At 68.9% G+C, this 12,210-nt stretch carries 12 protein-coding genes; 7 read left to right on the forward strand and 5 right to left on the reverse strand.

Going from position 1 to position 12,210, the window contains the following annotated elements; all coding sequences use genetic code 11:
• The first annotated feature begins 14 nt into the window (after nt 1-14).
• Nucleotides 15-140 carry a hypothetical protein gene (locus tag KME77_RS30540; protein WP_372451192.1) on the forward strand — a complete coding sequence of 42 codons (126 nt, stop codon included), beginning with the start codon at nt 15-17 and terminating at the stop codon, nt 138-140.
• 252 nt (nt 141-392) lie between these two features.
• Here KME77_RS30540 and KME77_RS22145 read toward each other — a convergent pair whose 3' ends face one another.
• Nucleotides 393-1,742 (reverse strand): cytochrome P450, encoded by a 1,350-nt coding sequence (locus tag KME77_RS22145; protein WP_219470794.1) that lies wholly within the window; start codon nt 1,740-1,742, stop codon nt 393-395.
• A gap of 532 nt (nt 1,743-2,274) precedes the next feature.
• On the opposite strand from KME77_RS22145, the gene KME77_RS22150 reads away from it, so the two are divergent.
• Both KME77_RS22150 and KME77_RS22155 read left to right on the forward strand, forming a co-directional pair.
• Nucleotides 2,275-2,568: a type II toxin-antitoxin system RelE/ParE family toxin gene (locus tag KME77_RS22150; protein ID WP_219470810.1), complete on the forward strand. Its 294-nt coding sequence runs from the start codon at nt 2,275-2,277 to the stop codon at nt 2,566-2,568.
• Nucleotides 2,565-2,900 carry a helix-turn-helix domain-containing protein gene (locus KME77_RS22155; protein WP_219470796.1) on the forward strand — a complete coding sequence of 112 codons (336 nt, stop codon included), beginning with the start codon at nt 2,565-2,567 and terminating at the stop codon, nt 2,898-2,900. Before KME77_RS22150 ends, KME77_RS22155 begins: the two co-directional genes overlap by 4 nt.
• A 420-nt stretch (nt 2,901-3,320) precedes the next feature.
• Here KME77_RS22155 and glnII read toward each other — a convergent pair whose 3' ends face one another.
• The gene (gene glnII, locus KME77_RS22160) at nt 3,321-4,340 is read right to left on the reverse strand and encodes a glutamine synthetase (RefSeq protein WP_219470797.1); all 1,020 of its coding nucleotides are present in this window, start codon (nt 4,338-4,340) and stop codon (nt 3,321-3,323) included.
• Nucleotides 4,341-4,473: 133 nt separating this feature from the next.
• On the opposite strand from glnII, the gene KME77_RS22165 reads away from it, so the two are divergent.
• Entirely contained in the window at nt 4,474-4,908 is a 435-nt protein-coding gene (locus tag KME77_RS22165; protein ID WP_219470800.1) for a hemerythrin domain-containing protein, read from the forward strand.
• Nucleotides 4,909-4,939: 31 nt separating this feature from the next.
• Here the strand turns inward: KME77_RS22165 and KME77_RS22170 are convergent, their stop codons facing one another.
• Nucleotides 4,940-8,083, reverse strand: coding sequence for an AAA family ATPase (locus KME77_RS22170; RefSeq protein ID WP_219470802.1), 3,144 nt, complete (start codon nt 8,081-8,083; stop codon nt 4,940-4,942).
• Nucleotides 8,080-8,775: an LptM family lipoprotein gene (locus KME77_RS22175; protein WP_219470804.1), complete on the reverse strand. Its 696-nt coding sequence runs from the start codon at nt 8,773-8,775 to the stop codon at nt 8,080-8,082. Before KME77_RS22175 ends, KME77_RS22170 begins: the two co-directional genes overlap by 4 nt.
• 233 nt (nt 8,776-9,008) lie before the next feature.
• On the opposite strand from KME77_RS22175, the gene KME77_RS22180 reads away from it, so the two are divergent.
• Nucleotides 9,009-9,344 carry a carboxymuconolactone decarboxylase family protein gene (locus KME77_RS22180; RefSeq protein ID WP_219470806.1) on the forward strand — a complete coding sequence of 112 codons (336 nt, stop codon included), beginning with the start codon at nt 9,009-9,011 and terminating at the stop codon, nt 9,342-9,344.
• Here the strand turns inward: KME77_RS22180 and KME77_RS22185 are convergent.
• Nucleotides 9,304-10,539: a PQQ-dependent sugar dehydrogenase gene (locus KME77_RS22185; RefSeq protein WP_308250825.1), complete on the reverse strand. Its 1,236-nt coding sequence runs from the start codon at nt 10,537-10,539 to the stop codon at nt 9,304-9,306. The two genes, KME77_RS22180 and KME77_RS22185, sit on opposite strands and share 41 nt — an antisense overlap.
• A gap of 151 nt (nt 10,540-10,690) precedes the next feature.
• Here KME77_RS22185 and KME77_RS22190 point away from each other — a divergent pair, with 151 nt between their 5' ends.
• The gene (locus KME77_RS22190) at nt 10,691-11,440 is read left to right on the forward strand and encodes an SDR family NAD(P)-dependent oxidoreductase (RefSeq protein WP_219470808.1); all 750 of its coding nucleotides are present in this window, start codon (nt 10,691-10,693) and stop codon (nt 11,438-11,440) included.
• A 118-nt stretch (nt 11,441-11,558) separates the two neighbouring features.
• Nucleotides 11,559-12,176: a transposase gene (locus KME77_RS22195; protein ID WP_308250826.1), complete on the forward strand. Its 618-nt coding sequence runs from the start codon at nt 11,559-11,561 to the stop codon at nt 12,174-12,176.
• Nucleotides 12,177-12,210 lie beyond the last annotated feature (34 nt).

Consider the following 12,210-nt stretch of genomic DNA (forward strand, 5'->3'; position numbering starts at 1 on the left):
CCGTCCGCGACGACGTGAACGCCGGCGCCATCATGATGGCACTGCACGGCATCGGCGCAGCCCACGACCGCCCCAACTGGCGAACCGAAGCCGACGACGTCATCACCCTCGTGCTGGACGGGCTGCGCCGCCCCCTCTGACCTCGTGTCTGCGACACCCTGCCTGTTGACATGAGCGCCGCCTGTCTCGCCGTTCTCCGCCGCGAGTTTCGCAGCGGTCATCGTACGGCTTGCCGGAGCCGCCGATCGTCAGCCGGCAGGACGAGATCGACCCCAACACGAGGGTTTGTCGCCGCGCCCGCGAGACCGGACGAAACGCCTGCCAGAAGTGGCAGTCGGGGCTGTGCGGCGGTCCGTGAAAAGCAGTGGGAGCCGCGCGGTCGCGGTGGTCCCTCAGGAAGCGGCGGGAGCCGTGCGGTCGCGGGAGACAGTGCGCATCCGCAGCCGGTGGGGATGCGCCACGAGGCTCAGGGCAGGACGGACGGGGCGCTGGTCAAGAGACTGCAGGCGCCAGCACCCCACGATGGTCGCCAGCGCCAGGGTGGCCTCGGCCATGGCGAAGGTGTCGCCGATGCATTTGCGCGCGCCCCCGCCGAAGGGAAGGCAGGCCTGCCGGGGCGGCTGCGGGCGGCCGGGACCCCACCGGTCGGGGTCGAAGGACTCCGGGGCGTCGTAGAGGTCGTCGCGGCGGTGGATGAGATAGGGGCTGTAGGCGACGGTGGCGCCGGCCGGGAGGTCGTGCCGCCCCAGGCGGGTGCCGGCGGTGACCGTACGGGTGATCAGCCAGCCGGGCGGGTACAGCCGGAGCGTCTCGGTGATGACGCGGCCGGTCAGCTCCAGGCGGGGCAGGTCGGCGTGGGTGGCGGGCCGGCCGGCCAGGACGGCGTCGACCTCGGCGTGCAGCCGCTGCTCGATGGCCGGGTGACCGGCGATCAGGTGCAACGCCCACGCCAGCGCGGTGCCGGTGGTGTCGGTCCCGGCGAGGAAGAAGGTGACGAACGCGTCGGTGATCTCGGTGTCGGTCAGCCCGTGGCCGCCGGTCTCCTCGTCCCGGGCGGCCAGCAGCGCCGCCAGCAGATCCTCGTACCCGCCGCCGTTGGCACGGCGGGTGGCGATGACCTGGCCGAGAGTGTGGCGCAGGCGGGAGCGGGCGCGCCAGTAGGCGCGGTTGGCCGAGGTGGGCAGCCGATCCAGCGGCGGGAACATGACCATGCGCTGGACGATGCCCTCCGTGACGGTCCGCACGTCGTCCAGCAAGGAGTCGAGGGCCTGGAACGTGAGCGCGTCGGAGAACATGGTGGCCGTCACGGCCCGCGAGGTGATCGTCCCCATCTCGGCCGGCACGTCCAGGACCTGACCGTCTCGCCACGAGCTGGTGACCTGGAGGATGCAGGCGGTCATGGCCTCGGCGTAACCGGGCAGCCGGCTCGCCTGGAACGCCGGCTGGGCCAGCCGGCGCTGCCGCCGGTGATCACTGCGCGGGCACGAGGCCAGGCCGTTGCCCGTCACCTCACGCAGCCGGTCGAAGAGCGGACCGCCCTTGTCGAACGTGCGGTCGTCCCGCAGGACCTCGTACGTCAACCCGGCGTCACAGACCACGATCACCGTGAAAGGGCCCAGCCTCACCTGGACCAGCTCGCCGTGGCGGGGCAGCGCGGCGATGAACCCGTACGGATCGCGGAGCAGTGAGAGCAGGTGGCCGGCGACCGGAAGTGCTCGCGGCGCCGTGGGGATCTGCTTCATCGCTGCCTCCGCTTGTTCGGGTGACGCTGCTTCAGGGGGTGCTGCTCCAGGGGATGCGAACTGCCGCCGGACTTCTGCGGCACACCCGATCTCCTTCACCACTCAATGTAATTTTTCGAGCACTTGATGTAATCAAGCGTGGTGGCGAGCATCCTGTTGCCTTCAAGCTCGTGAGTGTGCGGCCCGGCGAAACAGATGCGCCCCGACACGCGAGTCCCTGCCCAGGTCCGCCGGCACGCTCGTCGCCATTGCCGAGCACCTGAGGGTCCTCCATGACGCCGGAGGCACCGTGGGCACCATGACGAACGCCCCCGGTCTGGCAAGATCAGTTACCGGCTTCCGTGATCGTCCAAGCTGTCGCCGTCCGCGTAGCCGCCCAGAAGGCATGCAGTCGCCAGCGGTCCGGCGCTATAGCACTCCTCCTCGGAGTAAAGGATTTGCTACACTTCCGGGTGTGGAGGAGTGGGAAATCCGCGTTACCAACGAGATCTTGACCTGGATCAAAGCCCTGGGCGATCGATCCTGAGCGCAGATCGTCGACGCCATCGACCGGCTGGCTGAGGCCGGTCCGAATTTGGGACGACCGCTGGTCGACAAGCTGGAGGGCTCCCGGGTTCATAATCTGAAGGAACTGCGGCCCGGTTCGGCGGGGCGCTCCGAGATCCGGATCTTGTTCGTGTTCGATCCGTGGCGATCGGCCATCTTGCTGGTAGGCGGGGACAAGTCCGGTGACTGGTCGGGCTGGTACCGACGGGTCATTCCCCGCGCCGAAGAGCTGTACGAGGAGTACCTGACCGAACGCGAGGCGGAGGAGAAGGACCGATGACGAATTTTCCCAAGTGGAGCGACGTCCGCGACGACATCGTGGCCGCCTCCGGCGGCGAGGAGTCCGTGGCTGAGGCCCGGCGGCGCAACCAGGCCTACATCGACGGCCATCGGCTGGCCGAACGGCGTAAGAGCCTGGGGCTGTCACAGACCGATGTCGCCGACCTGATGGGGGTGACCAAGAGCCGGGTCTCTCAGATCGAACGGGGTGAGGTGTCCACTGTGGAGGCCATCGCCCGGTACGTGCAGGCCCTGGGCGGGCAGCTCCAGATCTCGGCTGTGTTCGGCGACGACCTGTACATCCTGCGCGGCACCGACACCCACGCCGCATAACTCGGCCATCATTTCTACGGCTGTCGGCTTACGGGCTGATCAAGCTGCTTTGAAGGGTGCGTTTCCTCTGGGCCGGTTCGGTCCCAGCCGCGCGATTCTGGGGTTCCTGATCCTTGAAGGTTTCGATCGTGGAGCTTTCGTCCAGAATCGTGGAGCTTTCGTCCAGAACGGGCAATTCGGCGTGGGCCTCTCCTCACCCGCCGCTGAATGAGCCGAACGCCTCTGGCTCAGCCGATGCCGAAGGTGTCCAATGGTTGACGCTCGGGGAGCGGGAGGGGCCGGAGGCCCCTCGCTGGGGTTTGGGGCGGCGCCCCAATGAGGGCTGCCTGAGCGTGGCGAGGACGATGCTTGTGGGGAGGTAACGGGAACGCGGGCCCCCGGCCCTGGGAGCCCGCGTTCCGGTTGCAGCCTTGTGCGGGGTCAGACCTGGCCGGCCTTTTCCAGGGCGGCGCAGCAGGTGTTGACCAGAAGGCGGGTCACCACGTACGGGTCGACGTTGGCGTTCGGGCGGCGGTCCTCGATGTAGCCCTTCTTGTCCACCTCGACCTGCCACGGGATACGGACCGAGGCGCCGCGGTCGGAGACGCCGTAGCTGTACTTGTTCCAGGGGGCGGTCTCGTGGGCGCCGGTCAGGCGGCTCTCGATGCCGGCGCCGTACTGGGTGATGTGCTCCGTCGGCTTGTCGCCCTCGCCGAGCGCCTCGCAGGCGGTGACGATGGCGTCGTAGCCCTCGCGCATGGCCTTGGTGGAGAAGTTGGTGTGGGCGCCGGCGCCGTTCCAGTCGCCACGGGCGGGCTTGGCGTCGAGGGTGGCCTCCACGCCGAACTCCTCGGCCGTACGGTAGAGCAGCCAGCGGGCGATCCACATGTGGTCGGAGACGTCGAGGGGGCTCGCCGGGCCTACCTGGAACTCCCACTGGCCGGGCATGACCTCGGCGTTGATGCCGGAGATCGCGAGGCCGGCGGCGAGGCAGCGGTCGAGGTGGAGTTCGACGATCTCACGGCCGAAGATCGCGTCGGCTCCGACGCCGCAGTAGTACGGGCCCTGCGGGGCGGGGAAGCCGCCCTCGGGGAAGCCCAGCGGGCGGCTGCCCTTGAAGAAGGTGTACTCCTGCTCGATCCCGAACCACGACTCCTGGTCGGCGAACTGCTCGGCGACCGGACGCAGCAGAGCGCGGGTGTTGCTCTTGTGCGGGGCGCCGTCGATCTCCTCGACCTCGCACAGCACCAGCACGCTGGAGCCGCCGCGGATCGGGTCGGGGCAGGTGAACACCGGGCGGAGCACACGGTCCGACGAGTGGCCCTCGGCCTGGTTCGTGCTGGAGCCGTCGAAGCCCCAGACCGGCGGCTCGGCTCCGTCGGCGAGGATCTTGGTCTTGGAGCGCAGCAGTGCCGTGGGCTCGGTGCCGTCGATCCAGATGTACTCAGCCTTGTAGCTCAACGTCGGTCCTTTCAAGGTTTTTCGCAGCCACGCCGAGTCTTACGGATGACCATTTCCCGGTTTTTGCCCACATGTGAACGTCGTGTTAATCGACCCGGGTGGGCGTGGCTGTCCCCGTGCGATCATGGGGCGCATGAACGACCTGGCCGCCGACCTGGATGAGGATCGCAGACCGCGGGCGCCCAAGCATGATCCGGAGGCGCTCACGCCCGCGCAGCGGCAGCTCGGCCGGCATCTGATCGACGTTCACGACGGTTACCGGCAGGAGATGCGGCAGATAAGCGCCGCCGTCGGACAGGTGGCCGCCGGGACGCTGGACCCGACCGCGCTGCGGTCGCTGGTCAACCAGCTGAGCATGCGGCAGAACTACTGGACGCTGGGGGCGTTCTGCGCGACGTTCTGCCGGTTGGTGACGGTGCATCACACGATCGAGGACGAGCACATGTTCCCGGCGATCGGGCGGGTGCGGGCCGAGGTCGAGCGGCTGGTCGCCGTCCTCTCCTCGCACTTCGCGTACGAGGAGGAGGAGCTGGTCGAGCCGATCGCCCGGCTCGACCTGCGCATCTGACCCCGGCCGGGCCTCCGGCCGGGGTCAGCCCTTACGTCCTCCCGTCCGGCCCCGTGGTGCCGTCGTACCCGAGCAGCCGCATGGCCGTGTCCGGGTCCATCGCGGCGGCCAGCAACTGGGCTCTGGCGTGTGCCTGGTCCCGTTCCTGTTCCGCCTTGGCCTGCGCGGCCCGTACGCCCTTGATGGCGATCAGCGCCAGCCCGGCGCCCACGATCACCGCCACCACGGCGACGAACAGCACGAGCAGCAACGCGGGCGAGGCCATCCCGGCGATGGGAGTGGCGCCCGTCAGGGCGAGCCCGGCGATCAGGGCGAGCGCGACCAGCCCGAGCAGGCTGGCGACGACCACCCAGACCCGCTTCGCCGTCCTGCGGGCGGGCGGCTGCTCCTGGGCGGGTGCCGGCGGCGTCTGGTACGTCGCCGCGGGAGAGGGCGCCCACGGGACGAACTCGGGACGCCGGGCCTCCCCCTCCTGCACGATCTCGGCCGTCACCACCTCCGGCTCGACGACCGAAGCGGCGGGAACGGCGGAGGTGGCAGAGGTGGCCGGCACCACGACGGCGGGCCCGGCCGACTCGACCACCCCCGGCTGAGCAACCGGTTGAGCAACCGACTGAGCACCCGGCTGAGCAAGCGGCGCGACGGGCCACTGCCCGGTCTCAGGCCCCAGCGCGCTCCCGGGCTGCCCGCCGAGCACACCACCAGAAACCCCGCCAGAAATCCCGCCAGGCGGACCGATCAACGGCCCTCCGTTGCCGAGCGGCCCGGCCGCCGCGACCTGCCCCACCCCCACAGGCTCCGCGAGCACAGGGGGCTCCACCTGTCCCGGCAGCTCCCGTTCGATCCGGCTGTGCTCCTTGTGCGCCTTGGCCGCCTCCAGGTGGTACTCCTCCAGCTCCTCGAACAGCTCGTCGGAAGCGTAGATCGTCCCGTCGATGAGCGGCCCGGTGGTGCGCCGCAGGATCGCCACCACGTCGTCGCCGTTCAGCGTCTTGTGCGTCTCCAGCGCGTGCGCCAGGCACAGGACGTCCCTGCGGTGCTCCTCCAGCAGCCGTTCGGTCTTCTCCAGCAGCCGTACCAGGTTGAACTCGATCCGCTCCCCGAGCACGTCGGGCGTGAGGTCGGCCTGTCCCCGGCGCGGCTCGCGGTCGGTGATGCCGATCGGCCCGCCGCCGCCACCGGGACGCCGGGGCATGGCCTTGCCGCCGTGGATCTCCAGCTCCTGGAGCGCGGGCAGCGAGGTGACGCCGGACCCCATGCCCCAGTACGACTCCATCAGCGCGGTCAGGAACGTGGCCGAGTGCAGGTCGCCGGAGACGCCGGAGGAGTTGTCCTCGCCGAAGAACATCCGCTCCCCCGCCAGGGAGGCGAGCGAGACCATGATGTCGGCCTCGTACTCGGACTTCCAGCGGGTGAACTGGTCCTCGGGCTTGATCGAGGCGACCATGCCGAGGTAGTCGGCTCCCTTCTCGATGGTGGCGATGTCGATCTCCAGGTGGAAGCGCGTCACGTACGCGACCACGGCGTGGCAGGCCTCGTGGACGGCGACGGCGTGGCGTTCGCGTTCGATGTACTCGACGTCCTCGGGCGGGCCGAGCTGCTTGAGCCGTTTGGCGCGCAGGACGTCGGACCAGGTGATGATCTCGCGCCCGTCGCGGATCGCGGTGATGAGCGACTCGTTGACCAGGTCCTTGATCGTGGCGCCGGTGGCGTAGGGGGTGATGGTGGCGAGCTTGTCGACCTGCTCCTCGGTGAGCTGGTGCTCGACCTTGTCGAAGTAGCCCTGGTACGTGCGTACGCGTCCGGCCTTGGACGGGTAGCCGACCTTGTAGATGCGGTCGATGCGGCCGGGCCGCAGCAGCGCCTCGTCGAGGGCGTCGGGCCGGTTGGTGGCCATCATGACGAGGATGCGGTACTTGGGCGGCGGCTTGGGCCGCATCCCGAGCAGCCGCCTGACCAGGCGGTTGAAGAAGCCGCGCGGCTTCTTGAGCCCGGACAGCTCGGTGAGCAGCGCCTGGAGGGTGCCGGGGTCGCCGCTGCCGTTCATGCCGCCGCCCATGAAGAAGCGGTTGCGGGTGCCGGGCTCCTCGGCCTCGCGCCGGGCCCGGAAGGCGAGCACGGAGCGGGTCTCCTCGGACATGTAGTTGAGGCCGTGGCAGCCGACGGAGCCGGAGAAGCCGCCGCCCTGGCCGGGAGGGCCCTGCTGGGCGAGCCGGCCGCGCTTGCCGAGCGAGTCGGCCTCGTCGAAGAAGACGATCACTCCGCCGTACCGGAGCGCCAGCTTGCGCAGCTTCCTGAACAGCGTCTTGACCTTGAGGATGCCGATGCCCATGAACATGTTCGTGAACGCGCCCGGGTCCACGAACACGTACGGCTTGCCGGTCTCGCCCGCGACCGCCTCGGCCATCAGCGTCTTGCCGGTGCCTGGCGGCCCCCACAGCAGCAGGCCGCTGGGCACGTAGCCGCCGCGTTCCTCGATCTCGCCGGGGCGTTCGAGGAAGACGATGTTCTCCTGCACGCGCTCCACGACGTGGTCCTGTCCCCAGACGTCGGCGAAGCGGGTCTTGATGTCGTCCGGGAAGTACGTCTCCACGCCGCCCCTGGACAGGAACCAGAACAGCCCGACGAACTGGATGATCACCACGAAGAACAGGAACACGATCTGGATGAGGAAGGGCATCGCCTTCCAGATCAGCGCCGGCGCGGCGAACAGGGCCAGGAACGGGTTGGTGTCGAGCACCGCGCCGAGCACCAGCGCGATCAGCGCGATCCAGAAGATGATTTTCGTGGCGCGGGAGATGCGGTACCTGGTCCAGTCGTCGAAGCGGCGGTGCGACCACCGCTCGGCCCCGCCGAAGACTCGCTGACTCCAGAAGCGGTGGTAACCCGACCAGCGCTCACTGACGAAGAAGTGCAGCTGTCGCAGGGCCTCCAGGCCGAGCAGCCAGAAGATCCACTGGTAGGAGTAGGCGATGGCCTGCATCGCCTCGACGAAGGTGACGATGCCCTGGTAGTCGGCCATCACCTTCCACGTGAGGATGAGGAAGGCGAGCACCAGCCCGATGAGGAACTTGCTCCGGTCCCAGAAGGGCATCTTCTTCCTGGTCACCGCGTCCGGATCGGACGGCCCGCTGCCCGGCGCGCGCAGCCCCCCGTGATGAGTGGTCGTGGTCACTGGAGCTCCTTCATCCATCCAGGCAGCCGGAGCAGCTTGAACGTTTCCGTGATCTTGTCGAACTCGGCCGCGCGCTGCCGGTAGCAGACCGACTGGCAGGTGATGACCAGGACCGACACCATGGCCCCCCGCTCGTCGAGCAGGGCCGTCTGGTCGAAGGTCTGGACGTCGTTGCCGATCTGGTAGTTGAAGCGGACCCGCACTCCCCTGGCGCCCTGCTCCAGCACCACGGGCTCGTCGCTGATCAGCTCGAAGTGGTGGAACAGCGGGGACTGGCCCGACTGCATGGCCCTGGCCACGTAGACCTCACGCACCTGTTCGGTCACGGGCAGGATGAAGTCGCGCAGGCGATCCAGCGAGATCGCGTCGCGCTGCTCGTCGGTGAGCTTGTGGACGGTGCTGTACACGAACGGGTCGGCCGAACCGAGCAGATGGGCCACTGACGGCTGGGCGGACTGGTCGAAGGCGGTCGACCACACCCGTTGCGCGCGCAGCTGGGCAGCCTGCGAGTTCGGGTGGTCACCGCTCAGGTACAGCTCGATGGGATAGGCGTTGAGCTGGGTGAAGGAGGATGGCACCTTGAAGTACGTGGAGCCTTCCCGGTCGCGTACGTACGTGAATTCCGGCTGCCCGCACGCCGACAGCATGAAGATCGCGACGGTGAGTGCGATCCAAGCCCGTGTCTTTTTCACCAGGGCTTACCTCCGCTTTACGGACCAACGGAGTTGTTGTGCCCGCTTTCATGCGGAATGAGCCGCCGCCAAGGTGAGAAATCTTGACCAAATCTTGGCCGTACCTTGGCTCCAGTTGTTACAGATCCATTCGGGCCGGAGACCCTCTGTTCTTACTACGTTGGGCTCCCCCCATTGGTTCAGCCCCGAAAGTAGGGAAAATGGAAGTACCCCCCTGCGACCTGGAGCGAGCGATGACAGAACCGGCCATGGAGACAGTGGACAGCTTCGGCATGTCCGCGGAGCGGGCGTTCGCCGACACCTGGTCGCGTGACATCCTCTCGGTCAGGGAACGCCGCCTGATCCTGATCAGCCTGCTCGTCGGACAGGGCATCGACGACCAGTTGGAGGTCCAGCTCGACACCGCGCTGCGGGCGGGCGAGCTGAGCGAGTGCGAGCTGCGCGAGGTCGTGGTGTTCCTCACCCACTACGCGGGCTGGACGCGCGGCTCGCGCCTGAACACCCAGGTCGAGGACCTGATCGAACGGGTCAGGCAGGATCGATCCGGTAGACGGGACCATCGAGGCTGAGCGCGTACAGCTCCCCGTCGAGATCTTCGCCGAACGACGAGAGCTGGGCGACCTGCCCGACCTTGAGCGTCTTGTCCAGCTCGTCCACCGGCGCGGCCCTGACCCAGCCGACGCAGTAGTCGCCGTACAGGAACTGGCCCTGCAGCCAGGGGATCTTGGCGCCGCGGTAGACGAACCCGGCGATCACCGAGCAGTTGCCGTCACTCAGCGGGTAGGTGATCACCGGCGCGGTCAGCTCGCGGCCCTTGCCGCCCCGGAACGGCCTGTCGCCCTCGCGGAGGTTCCAGCCGTAGTTCTCGCCGCCCTCGGACCCGGCGGGCTGGTAGTCGACCTCCTCCTGGCTGTTCTGGCCGACGTCACCGATCCACAGGTCGCCGTTGTCCCGGTCGAACCCGAACCGCCACGGGTTCCGCAGCCCGTACGCCCATATTTCCGTCTTCGCTCCCTCTTTCCCGACGAACGGGTTGTCCTCCGGCACCTTGTACGGCCTGCCGCCCCGCGGATCGATCCGCAGGATCTTGCCGAGCAGCGTGCCGAGGTTCTGGCCGTTGCGCTGGGGGTCGCCGGCGCTGCCCCCGTCGCCGAAGGCGATGTAGAGGTAGCCGTCGGGGCCGAAGGCGAGCTGACCGCCGTTGTGGTTGGCGTACGGCTGGTCCTGCCTCAGGACGTCGCGGCGGCGCGTGGCCTGCTTGCCGTCGTAGGCCCACTCCGTGACGTGGGTGTCGCCGCCGGCGTCGGTCCAGTCGAGGTAGAGCCACCGGCCCGTCGGGTGGAACGCCACGCCGAGCAGCCCCTGCTCGTTGCCGGTGCTCACCTCGCCGGACAGGTCGAGCACCGTGCCGCCGCCGAGCACCTTCAGCTTGCCGCTCTGCTCGGCCACGTACAGGCGCGGGTCGCCCTTCCTGACGGCGAACGCGACCGGCTTGTCCAGCTCCGCCACCTTCGTGAACCGCAGCTTGCCGGCCTTCTGGACCGGGCTGCTCTCGGCCGCCTCGCTCTCCCCGGTCTCCTCCGGCTCCGCGCCCGGCTCGTCCGTGGCCGTGGCGGCGTCTGTCGCCGTGCCGCCGGCGGACGAGGGCGGCGGCTCCGGAACGGACGGCGTCGCCCCGGTCTGACCGGCCGTGCACGCGGCCAGGCAGGCGAGGGCGGCGAGTGAGGCGAACCTGGCGGCGAACGCGGCCACAGCAAGACGCACCCCGCCATACTCGCACCCTCCGCACTTTCAAGACACCCGCTCCACCGACCCCAGGCCACCTCCCCCGGCAAGCAGCGCCCCCTCGAAGCGGCGACCCGGGGCCGAGGTCCACAACGGGCTGTACCAGCTGTGCCGTACTAGGGTTGGCCGCATGCCAACCGCACTGATCACGGGCGCGACCGCCGGCCTCGGCGCCGCCTTCGCGCGACGACTCGCCGCCGACGGCTTCCGCCTCGTCCTGGTCGCCCGCGACGAGGCCCGCCTGACCGAGAGCGCCGGTCAGCTCAAGCTCAGGTACGGCGTGACGACCGAGATCCTGCCCGCCGACCTGGCCGCGGACGACGGCCTGTCCCGCGTCGAGGCCCGGGTGCGCGACGGCGTGGACCTCCTGGTGAACAACGCCGGCTTCGGCCACCCCGGCACGTTCCTGGAGGTTCCGGCCGACGAGGAGGTGCGCATGCTGAAGGTGCACTGCGAGGCGGTCCTGCGGCTGACACTGGCCGCGCTGCCCGCCATGAAGGAGCGCGACCGGGGCGCGGTGGTCAACGTGGCGTCGGTGGCCGCGTTCTTCACCCGCGGCACCTACGGCGCCTCCAAGGCGTGGGTGGTCAACTTCAGCGAGGCGGCGGCGCTGGAGGTGCGCAACCCCCGGATCAGGGTCATGGCCCTGTGCCCCGGCTTCACGCACACCGAGTTCCACGACCGTTCGGGGATGGACAAGTCCTCCATCCCCTCCTTCCTGTGGCTCAAGGCGGACAACGTCGTCAACGCCGCCATGCGTGATCTCGCGCTGGGCAAGCGGGTGTCGGTCCCCGACCTCCGCTACAAGGCCGTGGTGGCGGTCGGCAAGTTTGTGCCGCACGGCCTCGTGGGCGGCATCGCGGCGCGGCTCGGCCGCTAACCTCAGCTATTCAACCTGGGCGGTAGCTGTGCTCTAGAACATGAGAAAAGGTGCCCCTGAACTGCAAGGATTCGGGTGTCGAAGCCATATCCGCTGCAGAAGCAGGTGCACCTTTCTGGTGAGTGAGCGTATCGGGTGGGACCGCCGGTTGTCTGTCACCACCAACGGAAAAGGGCTGGTCGGTCACGCGGGCGTGGTCCTGCTGCACAAGCTCGCCGATCGAGTGGGGCTGACCCCGGCGCTCGCCGGGCTGTGGCCGGAAGGGCAGGGCGCGACCTGGCGCGACCGCGCGCATGTCCTCATCAGCCTGGCCGCCGCGATCGTGTGCGGCGCACGCAGCATGCTGGAGGCCGAGCGGCTGCAGGCCCACCAGGCGGCACTGTTCGGGACGGCCCCCTCAGACTCCACCACTCACCGCACCCTGGCCGGCCTGGACGAGCCGATGCTCGCCCGCATCGCCACGGCCCGGGCGAAGATACGCCGCCACGTCTGGCAACTGCTGCATCTGCGCCCGGGCGGCTTCCCCTGGCTGACGGTGGCCGGCAAACGACTACGCGGCTGGATCGTCATCGACATCGACGCCACCGTCATCACCGCCGCCTCCGACAAGAACGGCGCGGCCGTCACGTTCAAGAAAACCTACGGCTTTCAGTGCGCCATGAGGCGCTCTGACGTATCTCCGGCGCAGCCGGAAGGGACTCGGAAGGAGGTTCCTGGGCCTAATGACTCACCTTGATCGGAAACGATGACGGGACCAGAGCATGTCAGGA

This window comes from Nonomuraea rhizosphaerae (assembly GCF_019396405.1).
Lineage (GTDB): Bacteria > Actinomycetota > Actinomycetes > Streptosporangiales > Streptosporangiaceae > Nonomuraea > Nonomuraea rhizosphaerae.

Coding starts and splice junctions, on each gene's coding strand:
- KME77_RS22145 (WP_219470794.1), bottom strand. CDS start 1,742: ATGAAGCAGATCCCCACGGCGCCGCGAGCACTTCCGGTCGCCGGCCAC.
- KME77_RS22155 (WP_219470796.1), top strand. CDS start 2,565: ATGACGAATTTTCCCAAGTGGAGCGACGTCCGCGACGACATCGTGGCC.
- KME77_RS22165 (WP_219470800.1), top strand. CDS start 4,474: ATGAACGACCTGGCCGCCGACCTGGATGAGGATCGCAGACCGCGGGCG.
- KME77_RS22180 (WP_219470806.1), top strand. CDS start 9,009: ATGACAGAACCGGCCATGGAGACAGTGGACAGCTTCGGCATGTCCGCG.
- KME77_RS22190 (WP_219470808.1), top strand. CDS start 10,691: ATGCCAACCGCACTGATCACGGGCGCGACCGCCGGCCTCGGCGCCGCC.